Here is a 15,530-nt window from a genome sequence, read left to right as displayed (position 1 = left end):
AGGCGTCGGTGCGGGGTGGGTTCACTTGCCGCCCACCCCCATCAGGCCGCCGACGAGGGCGCGCCGTGCCACCAGGTAGACGGCGAAGATCGGGATGCCGGAGAGGACGACCGAGGCGAGCAGCGCGGGGATGTTCACCCCGAACTGGCTGACGTAGTTGAACAGGCCGAGGGTCAGCACCCGGGGGCCGTCGGACTGGGTGAAGATCAGCGGGAAGAGGAAGCCGTTCCAGGCCTGGAGGGCCGCGTAGACGACGACCGTGCTGATGCCGCCCTTGGCCATCGGAATGACCAGCTGGAACAGCATCCGGGTGGGCGAGGCGCCGTCCAGGGCCATCGCCTCGTACATCTCCTCGGAGATGTCGCGCAGGGTGCCGGTGAGGATCAGCACCGACACCGGCATCGCGAAGGCGGCGGTGGGCAGGACGACGGCGAGCAGGCTGTCGTAGAGGTTCAGCTTGGCGATCATCAGGTAGAGCGGGATCACCACCGCCTGCGCGGGGATCGCCACGCCGAGCAGGAACAGCCGGAAGGCCGCGCCCGACCAGAAGCCGCGGGTGCGGACGGCGACGTAGGACAGCGGGACGCACAGGACGAGGACGATCGCCACGACGGCCGCGGCGGCGAGCGCCGTGTTGAGCAGGAAGTGGCCGAAGCCGTTGTCGAGGACGGTGCCGTAGTTCTCCAGCGTGGGGTCGGCGGGCGGTGTGAGGGCGTTCTTGCCGAGGGCCTCGTCCTGGCGGGTGAGCGAGGTGGTGATCATCGCGTAGATCGGGACGATCACCACGGCGAGCCAGAGCACCGAGCCGAGTCCGGCCAGCCGGTTGGGGCGCCGGGTCCAGTGCCGCCGGCGGCGCGCGGCGGCGGCCGGGGCGGGGCCGGCGCTCCTCACGGGACACGGACGGCGCAACGTATCGTGTGACACTGCGTCACATTCCTTCCCTGGTGCTGCGCATGGCGCCGAAGCCGGTCAGCCGGACCAGCAGGAGCGAGAGCGCGGTGGCGGCCACGACGAGGAACGACGCGACGGCGCTCGCGTAGCCGAAGTCGTAGTTCTTGAAGCCCGCCTCGTACATCAGGTACGGCAGGATCGCGGTGTCGGTGCCCGGGCCGCCCTGGGTGAGGATCAGGACCGTCTCGAAGTACGTCAGCGAGCCGACGATCATCAGCACGCCGGACGTGGTCGCCGTGTTGCGCAGCTGGGGCAGGGTGATGGAGAGGAACTGGCGGCAGCGGCCGGCGCCGTCCATCGCGGCGGCCTGGTAGAGCACCTCGGGGATCTGCCGGGCGCCGCCCTGGTAGATCAGGGTGTGGAAGGGGATGAACTGCCAGCCGCCGACGAAGACGATCGCCAGGAAGGCGCCCGAGGTGCTGCCGAGCGTGTCGCCGCGCACGAGGCCGAAGTTCGGGTCGAGCAGGGCGTAGAAGAGCAGCGAGATCGCCGTCGAGGAGAGCAGGAACGGCACGAAGAAGACCGCGGACAGGATCGCCCGGTTGCGCTGGCGGCCGGCCGCCCAGACGCCGAGCAGCAGCGAGACGACGGTCTGGAAGACCCAGCTGACCACGGTCAGCAGCACGGTCACCGTCAGGGACTGGGTCAGCCGGGGATCGTCCAGCAGCTTGCGCCAGTTGGCGAGGCCGGCGGGCTGCGGATCGCCGAGGCCGTTCCACTTCGTGAAAGACAGGTAGAAGGCCAGCGCCATCGGGACGACGGCGAAGAAGCCGAAGAACAGGACGGCGGGCAGCGCCCAGGCGGCGTTCGGTCGCCCGGCCCGCACCCCCGCCCCGGCCCGCACCCCCGCCCCGGCGCCGCCCTTGGTCCGGGTGGTGACCGACGGGCTCACTTCAGCCCCTTGAGCGCCGCGACGAACCGGCTCGGCGACGACTTGCCCACGAACAGCTTGTTGATCTCGGTCAGCATCGGCGTCTGCACGTCCGGGTCCACCGCCTGGTCCCAGCTCAGCGTGAACGCCGGGGCCTGCTGCACCATCTGGTACTGGAACTTCGCGAACTCCGGGTTCGGCGAGGCGTCCAGCAGGCCGGCCGCGTTGGCGGTGGCCGGGACGTCGCCGTTGGCGATCAGGTCCTTGGTGTACGCCTCGGAGGCGCAGTCGCGCAGGAAGGCGATCGCCGCGTCCTTGTTGGACGTACGGGCGTTCACCGACCAGTAGTTGGTGGGGTTGCCGACGACGTTGCGGATGTCGCCGGCGCCGCCGTCGTACTTCGGGAAGGCGCACCAGCCCAGGTCCTTCTTGGCGAAGTCCGGGAACTTGCCGAGCTGCGTGGAGTACTCCCACGAGCCCATCAGGTGCATCGCCGCCTTGCCCTTGGCGAACATGGCGGGCGCGCCGCCGTTGGTGTACGCCACCGAGCTGTAGCCCTTGCCGAAGGCGCCGTCGTCGATGAGCTGCCGGACCGTCTCGGCCGCCTTCAGCACGGCCGGGTCGTCCCAGCCGGAGGAGTCGCCGTTCTTGATCCTGTCGAAGACCTCGGGGCCGCCGATGCGGTCGACCAGGTACTCCAGCCACATCAGTTCGGGCCAGATGTCGGAGCCGCCGAGCGCGAACGGCGTGATCCCGGCCTTCTTCAGCTTGGCGTTGTTGTCGAGCAGCTGGTCCCAGCTGGTGGGCGGCTGGAGCTTCTGCTCGGCGAAGAGGGTCTTGTTGTAGAAGAGGATCACCGGCTGCATGCCGCGCATCGGGATGCCGTAGTTCTTCCCGCCGAGCGCGCCCGCCGTGAGCACCGAGGGCAGGAAGCCGTTCTTGAGGACCGGGTCGGACTCGATGGTGCCGGTGAGGTCCACCAGCTGGTTCGCGTCCCGGTACGCCTTGATCGAGCCGCCGCCCCAGTTGAAGAACACGTCCGGCGCGTTGGGGGAGCCCATCGCCGTGCGCAGCTTGGCCGGGTACTCCGAGCCGGGGATCTTCTGCAGCTTCACCTTGCCCTTGGTGCGCTTGGCGTCGGCCGAGGCGTTGAACCGGTCCACCGACTTGACCTGGATCTTCACCGCGTCGTCGCCGTACACCATCGCCGTGATGGCGCCGCCGCCCGAGCCGCCGGAACCGCTGCCGGACCCGCAGGCGGTGAGCCCGGCGGCCGAGACGAGGGTGGCGCCGGCGCCGAGGAACCAGCGCCTGCTGTAGGACTCCATGTGACGGCACCTCTCACGAGAGTTGGGCTCGGGCGGGACACGTCGTCCAGGACCCGAATGTTTCGGATACGACTTCGAATGTTCCGGGAACGTAAGACGTGCGAGGGGCTTCGTCAAGGGGTCGCGCAGAGATACGATCGCGACCATGAAACCGACGAAGCCCGCAGGAACGCGCACCGCCACCCTCGCTGAGATCGCCCGCGAGGCCGGGGTGTCAGCTCCGACTGTTTCGAAGGTGCTCAACGGACGTGCCGATGTCGCACCGGGGACCCGCAGCCGGGTCGAGGACCTGCTGCGCGCCCACGGCTACCGGCGCCGCCGCGCCGAGGCGACCCGCTCGCCGCTGATCGACGTCGTCTTCCACGAGCTGGAGAGCGCCTGGGCGATGGAGGTCATCCGGGGCGTGGAGAACGTGGCGCGGGACGCGGGCCTGAGCGTGGTGCTCTCCGAGAGCGCGGGCCGGCTCGTGCCCGGCCGCAGCTGGGCCGACCAGGTCGCCGCCCGCCGCCCGCACGGCGTCGTCCTGGTGCTGTCCGGCCTGGACGAGTCCCAGCGGGCGCTGCTGACCAGCCGGTCCATCCCGTTCGTGGTGATGGACCCGGCCGGCGACCCGGGCGCCGACGTGCCCTCGATCGGCGCGACCAACTGGCAGGGCGGCCTCGCCGCCACCCGGCACCTGGTCGAACTGGGCCACACCCGGATCGGCGCGATCAGCGGGCCGTCGCGGATGATGTGCAGCCGCGCCCGCGTGGACGGCTACCGCGCGGCGCTGGAGACGGCCGGGCTGCCGGTGGACCCGTCGCTGATCGTGGCCGGCGACTTCCACCACGAGGCCGGCTACCGGCTCGGGCTGAAGCTGCTGCGCCGCGCGGACCGCCCGACCGCCGTCTTCGCCGGCAACGACCTCCAGGCCCTCGGCCTCTACGAGGCGGCACGCGAACTGGGGCTGCGCGTCCCGGAGGACCTGAGCGTGGTCGGCTTCGACGACCTGCCGGTGGCCCGCTGGGTGGGGCCGCCGCTGACGACCGTGCGCCAGCCGCTGACCGAGATGGCCGAGGCGGCGACGAAGCTGGTCCTGGACCTGGGGCGCGAGGAAGAGGCGCCGGTGGCGACCCGGGTGGAGCTGGCGACCAGCCTGGTGGTGCGCAGCAGCACGGCGCCGCCGGGGGAGTGAGGCGGGAGGCCGGCAGCCCGGCGCCAGGACCGCCTTCGAAAGTTTCGAAGACGGGGTGGAGACGGGGTCGGATCAGACCGGGGCGGGCTGCGCGGTGCCGCAGTAACGGCACTTGGCGGCGGCCTCGGGCAGGTCCTCCGACAGACAGGCCGGGCAGGTCTTGACGGGCCCGTCCTCCTCGAAGACCGTCACGCCCCGGCGCGACTGGACGTGCTTGTACGGCACGACGATCAGGAAGTACACGACCGCCATGAACACGAGGAAGTAGATCAGCGCCGAGATGAACGCCCCGATGTCCAGATAGGTCGCGGTGTTGCCCGGCTTGCCGAGCTGCCAGCCGAGACCGGGCGACGAGTCGCCCTGCGCGCGGGCGATGATCGGGTTGATCACGTTGTCGGTGAACGCCTTGATCAGCGTGCTGAACGCCAGGGCGACGATCAGGCCGACGGCCACGACGATGACATCGCCGCGCATCAGGAAGTTCTTGAAGCCCCGCAGCATGACTCTCCTCGCCTCCACTCGACACGGCCAGTCTCGGGGCGGCGGGCCGGGAGTGCATGCGGGGCGCGTCCGACTGGGGGAACCTCCGGGCGAGGGTCTTCGGGCGGGGGCGCGGGTGCGCGCTCTCAGGGGAGCACCGGGGGCCTCACCCGGCCGGGTGGCCGAGGAGCATGGCCGGGGCGCCGGCGACCCGGGTGAGGAAGACGGTCACCGCGGCGCGCCCGTACGGCTTGGGCAGCACCTTGCGGCGCAGTTCCTCCGGCTCGACCGCCGAGCCCCGCTTCTTCACCGTCAGCACGCCCACCTCGCGCTCGCGCAGCAGCGCCTTGAGCTTCTTGACGTTGAACGGGAGCCGGTCGGTGATCTCGTAGGCGGTGGCGTACGGGGTGGGGCGCAGGGCGTCGGCGGTGACGTAGGCGATGGTCGCGTCGATCAGGCCGCCGTCGAGCGCGTCGGCGACCTCGGCGACCAGATGGGCGCGGACGACCGCGCCGTCCGGCTCGTACAAGTAGCGTCCCACGGGCCGCACTTCGGGGTCGGGCAGACCGCGTCCGCGCAGGCTGTGCGGGCCGGGCAGCAGTGTCGCCCGGACCAGGCCCGGCTCGGCGCCGAACCAGAGCACGGCCTCCTTCACGTCGCCGCCGTCGGAGATCCACTCCGCCTCGGCCTGCGGCGGCACGGCCTCGTGCGGGATGCCGGGGGCGACCTTCAGCGCGGCGCGCGGCGCGCGGAGAGCGGCCTCGACGGCCCAGGACAGCGGCGGCGAGTAGGCCTCCGGGTCGAAGATCCGGCCGCGGCCGCCCCGGCGCGCCGGGTCCACGAAGACCGCGTCGTACGGCGCGGTGTCCACCTCCGTGACGTCCGCCTCCCGCACCTCGATCAGGTCCGCGAGGCCCAGCGCCCCGGCGTTCGCGCGGGCCACGGCGGCGGTGAGCGGGTCCCGGTCCACGGCGAGGACGCGGACCCCGGCGCGGGCCAGCGCGATCGCGTCGCCGCCGATCCCGCAGCACAGGTCGGCGAGCGAGGTCACGCCCGCCTGAGTCAGCCGCGCCGCCCGGTACGCGGCCACGCTCGCCCGGGTGGACTGCTCGACGCCGTGGGGCGTGAAGAACATCCGGCGCGCGTCCGCCGCCCCGAACTTCGCCGCGGCCCGCTGCCGCAGCCGGGCCTGGCCGAGCGCCGCCGACACCAGTGCGGCGGGGTGCTCGCGGCGCAGCCGGGTGGCGACGGCGAGTTCGTCGGCGGGGTCGGTGCCGTGCACCTCGTCCAGGAGGGCCCGGCCCTCGTCGGTGAGCAGCGCGGCGAAGGCGTGGAGCGGGGCGGCGGCCTGTGGGTCGTTCACCGGGTCATTGTCGGGCAGCGGGGGAGGGGCCGGGGCGGTGGGGCGGGTGTGGGTGATGGTCGGTCGCGGTCCCCCGGACCGGCCGGGGCGGTCGCTCGTTGGGCCGGTCGGGGGAAGGTGGGGCGACGGTCGCGGTGTCGGCGTGGGTTCCGGGGGGTGTGCTGGGAGGATCCGGCGCCATGAGACTAGTAGTACAAACTGATAAAAAGACCGCGTATCGACGGGTCGGTCACCGGATCGGCCACCAGGACGGTCACCGAGTCGGCGGACGGACCGGTGGACGGACCGGCCGATGGGTCGGCCGATGGACCGGCCGCCGCCTCGCCACCCGCGCCGCACTCGCCGTCCTCGCCGTCTCTGCCCTCGCGGCGGGCTGCTCACGGCCGGACACCCCCGTACCGCCCGCCCAGGGCCAGCAGCGCCTCCAGGCGCCCCCCGCCCGCGCCCTCGACTCGTACGCCACCCGGCTGCGCGCCGCCACCGCCGCCCGCGCCGCCGCGGCCAAGCGCTGGGGCCTGCGGCAGGTCCCGCTCACCCCGCCCGCACCGCCCGCCGTCAAACCGAGGATCACCGCGCGCCCCGGCTTCGAGGTGGACCACCAGGAGGACTGGGACCTGCCCCCGGTCTTCACCACCGTCCCCACCGAGGACAAGGTCGTCTTCCTCACCATCGACGACGGCGCCGACAAGGACCCCGAGTTCCTGCGGATGATGAGCGAGCTGAAGATCCCGTACACGGCCTTCCTCAGCGACTACCTGATCAAGGACGACTACGGCTACTTCCGCACGATGCGCGACGCCGGGGTCACCCTCAACAACCACACCCTGCACCACCCGTACCTGCCGGGCCTGTCCTACGAGGACCAGCGGCACGAGATCTGCGACATGCAGGACATCATGCAGAGGCAGTTCGGCAGGCGCCCCACCGTCGTGCGCTTCCCCTACGGCAACTACAACCAGGACTCCCTGGTTGCCGCCAAGTCCTGCGGCATCAAGTACGCGCCGATCTGGAACGAGGAGGTCTACGTCGACCACTGGGAGTTCCGCGAGGACGACCAGAAGATGCGCCGCGGCGACATCGTCCTCACCCACTTCCGGGGCCGGAACGAGTGGAACGGCACGATGGTCGACGACATGCGCCGGTTCCTGAACTACGTGACCGCCCAGGGATTCGCGGTGGCCCGGCTGGAGGACTACCTGTGAGACCGCGGCGGCGGCGGCGCGGCCGGCCGGGCACGGAGCCGGGAGCCGCGCGGGACGCGGGACCGGGAGTCGGGCGGGGTACGGGGCCGGGAGCCGGGCGGGCCACGGCACCGGGAGCCGGGCCGGAGGCGGCGCCGCGCCCCGGCGCCACGACCGGAGCGGCGTCCGCCGGCCGGCCGGCGGCGCGGCGAGCCCCCGCGGTCCCGCTCCTCGCGGTCCTGCTCCTCGCCGTGCTGCCGCTGCTCGCGGCCGGCTGCGCGTCCCCGGCCGACCCGGCCGACCCGGCCGACCCGGTCGATCCGGTCGCCCCGGTCGATCCGGTCGGGCGGCTGGGGCGTGAGGCGGCGCGGCGGGTACCGTCCGAGCCGCCCGAGCCGCCCGAGCGCCCGCCCGCCCCGCAGTCGTACCGCCGCTGGGGTCTCGACGCCCCGCTGCCCGCGCCGCCGCGCCCGCCGGCCCGCCCCCTGGACCTCGCCACCCGGCCGCCCGCACTGCCCGCGGTCGTGGACCACGTCGCCACCGCCGACCGGGTCGTCTTCCTCACCTACGACGACGAGGCCGAGCGGGACCCGCAGTTCGTCGACATGGTCCGCGAACTGCGGCTTCCGGTCAGCATGTTCCTCACCGACAGCGTCGTGGGGCCCGGCTACGGGCACTTCGCGCGCCTGCTGTCGGTCGGCGCGGACCTGCAGAACCACACCCTGGACCATCCCGCGCTGCGCGGTCTGCCCTACGCCGGGCAGCGCGCCGAGATCTGCGGCCAGCGCGACAAGCTGCACGCCCGCTTCGGCGTCCGCCCCCGCCTCCTGAGACCGCCCTACGGCGCGTACGACACCACGACGCTGCGCGCCGCCGCCGACTGCGGCGTCTCGGCCGTCATCCTGTGGCGCGCCGCGCTGACCGGGACCGGCCTGCGCTTCACCCACGGCGGGGCCGCGCTACGCCCCGGCGACATCGTCCTGGTCACCTCGGACGACGACGACCGGGGCGGCCCCGGCCTGCGCGAGCGCACGACCCGGCTGCTGCGCCGGATCGAGGGCGAGGGCCTGACGGTGGGGCGGTTGCAGGACTACCTGTGAGGCGTCGACCAGCCGGTCGGAGGGGGACGTGGCGGGGAAGCGGTCGCGGTCGTGCGTGTCGCGCCACGCGCCGAGCGCGGCGCCCGCGACGACCACGGCGAGCACGAGCTGCGTCGCGCCGGTGAACCGGGCCCCGCCGCGCACCAGCAGCACCCCGGCCGCCCCGGCCGCCAGCGCGAAGCCGCCGTACAGCAGCGCCGGGACCAGATCGCCCGGCGGCGCCCCGGCGGGCCCGCCGCCCGGCGCCTCCACCCGGCCGAGCCCGCGCACGGCGAGCACGATGACGAGCAGCAGCCCGCCCGTCGCGTCCGCCACCAGCACGAGCAGGAACACAAGCCCGCCGGTGACCGCGCCCGAAGGAGTGGAACGTGACCGCATGACCCTACGGTCGTACAAACCCGGACGCCGGGGAAGGGGGCGGGACGGGAAGAGCCGGGGGCACTTGCGCCTCCCCCGGTCGGTACACCCAGCCCGTCCGGCGCTTGAGGACGAGGCCGTTCAGGCCGACAGCGGGGGTCTGGGGGCGCAGTCCCCAGGGACGTCCACCCCCAGGACACGGCAACTTCGCACACACGTACGACAAAACGCGCCCCCACCCCCGACGCGCCGCAGGCAATTGGCACTCCGCTTGACCGAGTGCTAACGACGGTCATAGTCTCAGGTCTGGCACTCCCCCCTGGAGAGTGCCAACAAAGCGACGGGCAGGTCCGGCACCCGCGACGACGGATCGACCTGGTCGCCACCTCAGACAGTTAACCCCGTGAGATCTCCGAAGGGGGAGGTCGGATCGTGACGACCGCCAGCTCCAAGGTTGCCATCAAGCCGCTCGAGGACCGCATCGTGGTCCAGCCGCTCGACGCCGAGCAGACCACGGCTTCGGGCCTGGTCATTCCGGACACCGCCAAGGAGAAGCCCCAGGAGGGCGTCGTCCTGGCCGTGGGCCCGGGCCGCTTCGAGGACGGCAACCGTCTTCCGCTCGACGTCAAGGTCGGCGACGTCGTGCTCTACAGCAAGTACGGCGGCACCGAGGTGAAGTACAACAACGAGGAGTACCTCGTTCTCTCGGCCCGCGACGTGCTCGCGATCATCGAGAAGTAAGTCACCTCAGCGTTCATGCTGTGAGCTGCGCCCCTGGCCCCCGCGACCGTTAAGAAGCCGGGCGTCCGGGGCGCGGCGCTTTTCACCCTAGATTTCCGAGAGGGCTCCCGCTGCCATGGCGAAGATCCTGAAGTTCGACGAGGACGCCCGTCGCGCCCTCGAGCGCGGCGTCAACAAGCTTGCCGACACGGTGAAGGTGACGATCGGCCCCAAGGGCCGCAACGTCGTCATCGACAAGAAGTTCGGCGCCCCGACCATCACCAACGACGGCGTCACCATCGCCCGCGAGGTGGAGATCGAGGACCCGTACGAGAACCTCGGCGCGCAGCTGGTGAAGGAGGTGGCGACCAAGACCAACGACATCGCGGGCGACGGCACCACCACCGCCACCGTGCTCGCCCAGGCGCTGGTGCGCGAGGGCCTCAAGAACGTCGCCGCCGGCGCCTCCCCGGCGCTGCTGAAGAAGGGCATCGACGCCGCGGTCAAGGCCGTCTCCGACGACCTGCTCGCCTCGGCCCGCCCGATCGACGAGAAGTCCGACATCGCCGCCGTGGCCGCGCTGTCCGCCCAGGACCAGCAGGTCGGCGAGCTGATCGCCGAGGCGATGGACAAGGTCGGCAAGGACGGTGTCATCACCGTCGAGGAGTCCAACACCTTCGGTCTGGAGCTGGACTTCACCGAGGGCATGGCCTTCGACAAGGGCTACCTGTCCCCGTACTTCGTCACCGACCAGGAGCGTATGGAGGCCGTCCTCGACGACCCGTACATCCTGATCCACCAGGGCAAGATCTCCTCCATCGCGGACCTGCTGCCGCTGCTGGAGAAGATCATCCAGGCGAACGCCTCGAAGCCGCTGCTGATCATCGCCGAGGACGTCGAGGGCGAGGCCCTGTCGACCCTGGTCGTCAACAAGATCCGCGGCACCTTCAACGCCACCGCCGTCAAGGCCCCCGGCTTCGGCGACCGCCGCAAGGCGATGCTCCAGGACATGGCGGTCCTGACCGGCGCCACGGTCATCTCCGAGGAGGTCGGCCTCAAGCTCGACCAGGTCGGCCTGGACGTGCTCGGCTCCGCCCGCCGCGTCACCGTCACCAAGGACGACACCACGATCGTCGACGGCGCCGGTGAGAAGGCGGACGTCGAGGGTCGCGTCGCCCAGATCAAGGCCGAGATCGAGAACACCGACTCCGACTGGGACCGCGAGAAGCTCCAGGAGCGCCTCGCGAAGCTGGCCGGCGGCGTGTGCGTGATCAAGGTCGGCGCCGCCACCGAGGTGGAGCTGAAGGAGAAGAAGCACCGTCTGGAGGACGCCATCTCCGCGACCCGCGCCGCGGTCGAGGAGGGCATCGTCTCCGGTGGCGGCTCCGCGCTGGTCCACGCCGTCAAGGTCCTCGAGGGCAACCTCGACAAGACCGGCGACGAGGCCACCGGTGTCTCGGTCGTCCGCAAGGCCGCCGTCGAGCCGCTGCGCTGGATCGCCGAGAACGCCGGCCTGGAGGGCTACGTCATCGTCTCCAAGGTGGCCGAGCTGGAGAAGGGCAGCGGCTACAACGCCGCCACCGGCGAGTACGGCGACCTGGTCAAGGCCGGCGTCATCGACCCGGTCAAGGTCACCCGCTCCGCCCTGGAGAACGCCGCCTCCATCGCCTCCCTCCTGCTGACGACCGAGACCCTGGTCGTCGAGAAGAAGGAAGAGGAAGAGCCGGCCGCCGCGGGCCACAGCCACGGCCACGCCCACTGACGCGACACCCTGACCCGAGCGCCTGACCGACCAGCCGCTCGAGTGGAACAACCGGCGCCCGGCACCCCTTCGGGGGCGCCGGGCGCCGTGCGTCGGGCGCTCTGCTGCCGAGCGAGGGTGTCGGGCCTGTCGAGCCTCGGGCCTGTCGGGCCCTGGCAGAAGCCCGATGCCGCCCGTCGGGTGCCGCTCGCCCGCTGTCAGGCCGTGCCGCGCAGGCGGTGCATGATGATGCCTCGGACGTCGGTGAGCCACTGGCGCAGTGAGACGCCCGCGGGCGGGGGCTCGCTGAGGCCGAGTGCCGCCGCCGCCTCGTGGAGCTCGTCCTCCGACGGGTTCAGGGCCAGGAACTCCGTGATGTCGGACGCGGCTCGCCTCATGTCCTCGACCGGTTCACCGGAAAGGTAGTCGTCCACGGCCTGGGCATGGGACTGGTACTCGAGTTCCAGGCTGTCCTGGTAGAAGTACGCTCCGAGCAGATGGGCCAACGCCGGGAACCGCTCCCGCCACTCCCACGCGATCGAAGGACGCGCCGAGGGACGGGGAGCCGCAGGGGACGCGAGGAAGCGCTCCAGATGGTGCAGGACGACGCGCAGGCAGTCCTCCACGCCGGCGCCCGGAGGCGGCGCGATGTGCGGGAGCAGATCGACATCGTCGGCGATCTCCTCGTCGAAGAGTCCGAGGGCCAGAAGGTCCCTGATCTCTCGCGCCGCTTCGGCCGCCCGCTCCGGCGCGTGGGCAGCCACCCGGAGATACGCGCTCAGGGCCGTACCGGCCGCTTCCCACGTGTCGTCGAAGGCGTGACCGGGCTGTTCGTACGCCTGCAGAAGCTGACGCAGTTCGTGAAAGCGGTCGTCCACCGGTGTCATCGTCGCTGTAGGCCTGTCTGGTTCTAGGGGACGGGATAGGAGGTGAGGACGCGGTAGCCCATCTCGGCCGACGGATCGCGCTTGAGAATCACTCTGGCACCCTTCACCCATTCCGGCGGAGCTCCCTGGACGAAGTTCGCACGGGACAGGCTCAGGCCGGTGTGGTCGTCGAAGTGGGCTTCCAGTTCGAGCTTGCGGCTCCTGTTCCTGGCGAGCCACGCCTCGATCTCCTTCTGCCGCATGAGCACCACGCCGTCGGTCGCCTTCTGCGCGGACGCTTCGTCCACGTAGCGCGAGTGTCCCTCTCCGGCTCCGCTCGCAGCCGCGCCGCAGCCCGTCGACGTCGGCCGCGGGCCACCACATGCCCGTCAGGAGCGGGAAGGCGCGACGCGCTACGACTCGGTGGACGCAACCGTCGCGGACGGTGTCCGCCCGAAGCCGTGAGGACGGGGCCGTGAGGGCGGAGTGCTACTCCTCCAACTCGTCCAGTGCGCCCAGTTGTTGCAGCAGGCCGAGTTGGTCGTGTTGCCACCAGGTCTCGGTCAGCTTGCCGTGCGGGCCGAAGCGGAAGAGGGTCATCCCGGTCATGGTGACCCGTTCGCCGGTGGGGGCGATGCCGAGGAACTCGCCCTTGTGGACGCCGGTCCAGGTCCAGCGGGCGCACACGCGGTCGTCCTGGGCGATCAGATCCTCGACCGTGAAGGCGAAGTCGAAGGCGTCCCGCCACATGCGGAACTCGCGCCGGATCGCGTCCAGACCGATCGTCGGCCCCGCCTCGATCGGGTCGTGGCTGTGGCAGTCCTCGTCGAACAGGTCGTTCAGCGGCGGCAGTTCACCCGCCGTGGCGAGCGTGTCGAACAACTGCCGTACCGCAGGGCCGTAGAGCCGCTCGTCGCGGACGACCTCCAGGTCGGTGAAGACGGGCAGCTCGTCGCAGAGCGCGACCATGCCGCGGAAGACCTCGTCGGTCTCCGGGAAATTCGAGTTCCGCATCGCCTCCTCGTAGGAGGGGAACTCCACCATCTCCACGAGGTGCGAGCCGTCCGACCGGTCCTTGCCGACCAGCGCGTGCGTCGCGCCGCGCCGGCCGCCGGTCCGCTCGACCCAGGTGTCGATCAGCCGGTTCATCTCGTCGACCCGGCTCGTCCTGCACTCGATGAGCTGTACGAAGGTCATGACCGCCGCCTCCACCCCTTCGTCCCGGTTCGTCCCTGTCATTTTCGCACCGGAAGGGCGTCCGGGGTCGTACGGCGAATGGGCCGGTTCCCGTATGGCGGGCCGGGGCGAGTGTGCCCTAACCTGGACAAGAGGTGACTCTTCGTAGCTCTTCGAGTGCGCCGGGCGAATGTTCGCCCAAGGATTCCGGGTACTCGCCTGCGGTGGTGGACGAAGGCCCACTACCATCGGAGGGCACCATTCGGGCAGCTCGGGGGATCGGGGGGACCGCGGTGGTTCATGAGGGGCGACCCTTATGGCGTAGAAGCAGCGCTTGCGGCAACGAGATGGAGTGCCTGGAGGTCGCCGTGCGAGCGGACCACGTGCTCACGCGCGACTCGAAGAAGTCCGCCGCGTCCGCGCTGCACTTCACCGCCCCGGCCTGGACGGGTTTCCTCCGTGCCGTGTCACGAGGAGAGCTGGAGCGATCATGACGTTCTTGCAGGCCGTCGGCAGGAGGTGTGTGGCCGCGATGGAGTTCGAACGGTCAGCAGCACGGCGTCCGCGTCGCGGGGACCGGCCCCGATCCGCCGGCATGGGCGGCGCCGCGCTCTTCCTGCTCGCCGCGGGAACGGCGGCCACGGCCACGGCGACCGCCGCCTCCCTGCTGGTGGAGAGCCTGCTCGCCAAGCGGGTGCTGTGGGCGGTCGTCCTGCTCGCCGTCTCGGTGAGCATCGGCCTGTGGCGCGGCGGTCACTCCGTCACAGCGTCTCCACCGAGTTCTGACCGTCTTCCGTACGCCCCACGGGCGGGCTCCCCCCGGTAGGGGCGGTTCTGCGGCGCTGCCGCGCGCCGACCGCCCACCACACGGCCGAGATCACGGCGACGCTCAGCACCAGCCCCGCCGTGAGGGTGGTGAACAGCCCTCCCCAGGGCAGCTTCAGACGCCCGGATATCGCCTCGCCGACGATGATCGCGAGGCTCACCACGACGACGGCCGCGAGGCACGCGATCAGACCGACGGCCGCCGGGCGGTCGGGGCCGGGCCGCGCGGGCGACCCCTGCGCCGTGTCCGCACGAGTGCGCGTCAGCTCGCGCCGTCGCCGCCACGCTGACCTGGCCACGTCGTCGTCCTCCCCCTGGTTCCGGCACCGGCGGTTGCTGTCGCGGGGCCTAGCCCACGCCGAGGTCCTGCTTGATGCGGCCGATCAGGTCGAGCGACTGCGACGCGCCGAGCGCACGGTCCGAGATGTCGTCGTAGCACCGCTGGTAGCGCTCCAGGAGTTCCAGATCCTCGCCGCCGACCATGCTGCCGGTGGCGTGTTCCAGGTAGAGCAGGTCCCGGTCGTCGGCGAAGCCGAGCAGGACGAAGCTGCCCATGGTGCTGTAGTGGGCGCCGGCCGAGAAGGGCAGCACCCGGATCGTCACCTCGGGCCGCGCGCTGAGGTCCAGCAGCCGCTGGAGCTGCTCCGCCAGCACGGCCTTCCCGCCGATCTCCCGCCGGACGGCGGCCTCGTCGAGGACGCACACGCTGCTGAGCCGCGCGCCGTCCTCGAACAGCCGCCGCTGGCGCTCCATCCGCAGCTCGATCACCCGGTCGAGCCGGTCGGCGGGGACGTCGCGCGGGGCGAGCAGCGCCTCGGCGTAGGCGCGGGTCTGCAGATGGCCGGGGATCACGATCGGGTGGTACGTGCGCAGGCTGGTCGCCGCGGTCTCGTACCCGAGGTACTGGGCGTACGGGGGAGGGACGACGTCGTGGAAGCGGGACCACCAGCTCGGCCCCCTGCTGCCGCGCGCGGCCTCCTCCAACTCCTCGACCAGGTCCTGATCGGTGATGCCGTAGACGTTCACCAGCGCGCGCAGATCGCTGACGGAGACGCTGACGGCGCCGGTCTCCACCCGGATCAGCTTGGACTGGGACCACTCCACGCGCTCGGCCGCCTCTCGCTGGGTGAGGTCGGCGTCCTCGCGGGCCTTGCGCAGGACGAGGCGTAGTTTGCGCCGGTTGAGACTGGGGTCCACAGGGGGTGCCATCGGTCGCTCCCTTCCGGGTCGTGCGCCTACCCCGGACTTCATCCGACATGCACGGACAGCCGAAAGCCGACGGGACATTCCATTATGCCCATGGCTTTCTGCTACTAGCCGACGGCTATGGGCGGAAAGTGCGGAGGCGGGGTGCGGTGGCCCTCCCGGCGCGGCCTCGCGCCGGTCCCGGCGTCTCC

The 15,530-nt window shown here is 71.5% G+C and carries 16 protein-coding genes and 1 pseudogene; 7 read left to right on the top strand and 10 right to left on the bottom strand.

Annotated features, from left to right (window positions below):
• Positions 1–21: 21 nt before the first annotated feature.
• The 3 genes from K7787_RS14105 to K7787_RS14095 are packed head-to-tail and all read right to left on the bottom strand — an operon-like array spanning position 22 to position 3,150.
• Positions 22–891, bottom strand: a complete 870-nt coding sequence (locus K7787_RS14105) for a carbohydrate ABC transporter permease (RefSeq protein ID WP_009190173.1) — start codon at positions 889–891, stop codon at positions 22–24.
• Positions 892–928: 37 nt separating this feature from the next.
• Positions 929–1,843 (bottom strand): carbohydrate ABC transporter permease, encoded by a 915-nt coding sequence (locus K7787_RS14100; protein WP_223001600.1) that lies wholly within the window; start codon positions 1,841–1,843, stop codon positions 929–931.
• Positions 1,840–3,150 (bottom strand): ABC transporter substrate-binding protein, encoded by a 1,311-nt coding sequence (locus K7787_RS14095; protein ID WP_223001599.1) that lies wholly within the window; start codon positions 3,148–3,150, stop codon positions 1,840–1,842. The genes K7787_RS14100 and K7787_RS14095 overlap by 4 nt, the downstream gene beginning before the upstream one ends.
• Positions 3,151–3,295: 145 nt before the next feature.
• Here K7787_RS14095 and K7787_RS14090 point away from each other — a divergent pair, with 145 nt between their 5' ends.
• On the top strand, positions 3,296–4,324 hold the full coding sequence (locus K7787_RS14090; protein ID WP_169437571.1) for a LacI family DNA-binding transcriptional regulator: 1,029 nt from the start codon (positions 3,296–3,298) through the stop codon (positions 4,322–4,324).
• 72 nt (positions 4,325–4,396) lie between these two features.
• On the opposite strand, the gene K7787_RS14085 is transcribed toward K7787_RS14090, so the two are convergent.
• Positions 4,397–4,825, bottom strand: a complete 429-nt coding sequence (locus K7787_RS14085) for a large conductance mechanosensitive channel protein MscL (RefSeq protein ID WP_169437572.1) — start codon at positions 4,823–4,825, stop codon at positions 4,397–4,399.
• 145 nt (positions 4,826–4,970) lie between these two features.
• A complete protein-coding gene (locus K7787_RS14080; RefSeq protein ID WP_019981702.1) occupies positions 4,971–6,167 on the bottom strand; it encodes a class I SAM-dependent methyltransferase in 1,197 nt (398 codons plus the stop codon).
• 179 nt (positions 6,168–6,346) lie between these two features.
• Here K7787_RS14080 and K7787_RS14075 point away from each other — a divergent pair, with 179 nt between their 5' ends.
• The 4 genes from K7787_RS14075 (at position 6,347) to groL (ending at position 11,287) form a co-directional block, all read left to right on the top strand.
• Positions 6,347–7,369: a polysaccharide deacetylase family protein gene (locus K7787_RS14075; RefSeq protein WP_247720870.1), complete on the top strand. Its 1,023-nt coding sequence runs from the start codon at positions 6,347–6,349 to the stop codon at positions 7,367–7,369.
• A 230-nt stretch (positions 7,370–7,599) separates the two neighbouring features.
• Positions 7,600–8,448, top strand: coding sequence for a polysaccharide deacetylase family protein (locus K7787_RS14070; RefSeq protein ID WP_308036349.1), 849 nt, complete (start codon positions 7,600–7,602; stop codon positions 8,446–8,448).
• A gap of 789 nt (positions 8,449–9,237) precedes the next feature.
• Positions 9,238–9,546 (top strand): co-chaperone GroES, encoded by a 309-nt coding sequence (gene groES, locus K7787_RS14065; protein WP_009190181.1) that lies wholly within the window; start codon positions 9,238–9,240, stop codon positions 9,544–9,546.
• Positions 9,547–9,661: 115 nt separating this feature from the next.
• The gene (gene groL, locus K7787_RS14060; protein WP_009190182.1) at positions 9,662–11,287 is read left to right on the top strand and encodes a chaperonin GroEL; all 1,626 of its coding nucleotides are present in this window, start codon (positions 9,662–9,664) and stop codon (positions 11,285–11,287) included.
• A gap of 197 nt (positions 11,288–11,484) precedes the next feature.
• Here the strand turns inward: groL and K7787_RS14055 are convergent, their stop codons facing one another.
• The 3 genes and pseudogenes from K7787_RS14055 to K7787_RS14045 all read right to left on the bottom strand — a co-directional run bounded on the left by K7787_RS14055 (position 11,485) and on the right by K7787_RS14045 (position 13,329).
• Complete coding sequence (locus K7787_RS14055) at positions 11,485–12,153, bottom strand: contact-dependent growth inhibition system immunity protein (RefSeq protein WP_223001598.1); 669 nt, start codon at positions 12,151–12,153, stop codon at positions 11,485–11,487.
• A 23-nt stretch (positions 12,154–12,176) separates the two neighbouring features.
• Positions 12,177–12,443 (bottom strand): annotated as a pseudogene (locus tag K7787_RS14050) (RNase A-like domain-containing protein); the annotation flags it as partial.
• 178 nt (positions 12,444–12,621) lie between these two features.
• Positions 12,622–13,329: an ester cyclase gene (locus tag K7787_RS14045; RefSeq protein WP_223001622.1), complete on the bottom strand. Its 708-nt coding sequence runs from the start codon at positions 13,327–13,329 to the stop codon at positions 12,622–12,624.
• A gap of 134 nt (positions 13,330–13,463) precedes the next feature.
• Here K7787_RS14045 and K7787_RS32265 point away from each other — a divergent pair, with 134 nt between their 5' ends.
• The gene (locus K7787_RS32265) at positions 13,464–13,802 is read left to right on the top strand and encodes a DUF397 domain-containing protein (protein ID WP_308036348.1); all 339 of its coding nucleotides are present in this window, start codon (positions 13,464–13,466) and stop codon (positions 13,800–13,802) included.
• Positions 13,799–14,134: a hypothetical protein gene (locus K7787_RS14035; RefSeq protein WP_156301899.1), complete on the top strand. Its 336-nt coding sequence runs from the start codon at positions 13,799–13,801 to the stop codon at positions 14,132–14,134. Before K7787_RS32265 ends, K7787_RS14035 begins: the two co-directional genes overlap by 4 nt.
• On the opposite strand, the gene K7787_RS14030 is transcribed toward K7787_RS14035, so the two are convergent.
• Together K7787_RS14030 and K7787_RS14025 are read right to left on the bottom strand one after the other, a co-directional pair.
• A complete protein-coding gene (locus tag K7787_RS14030; protein WP_223001596.1) occupies positions 14,070–14,432 on the bottom strand; it encodes a hypothetical protein in 363 nt (120 codons plus the stop codon). The genes K7787_RS14035 and K7787_RS14030 overlap by 65 nt on opposite strands.
• A 49-nt stretch (positions 14,433–14,481) precedes the next feature.
• Positions 14,482–15,342: a helix-turn-helix domain-containing protein gene (locus K7787_RS14025; protein ID WP_223001595.1), complete on the bottom strand. Its 861-nt coding sequence runs from the start codon at positions 15,340–15,342 to the stop codon at positions 14,482–14,484.
• Positions 15,343–15,530 lie beyond the last annotated feature (188 nt).

Origin of the sequence: Streptomyces sennicomposti (genome assembly GCF_019890635.1) — a bacterium.
In the GTDB taxonomy this organism is placed as follows: Bacteria; Actinomycetota; Actinomycetes; order Streptomycetales; family Streptomycetaceae; genus Streptomyces; species Streptomyces sennicomposti.
Note: the sequence above shows the minus strand (reverse complement) of the source record. Positions and strands in the feature narration are given on the sequence as shown.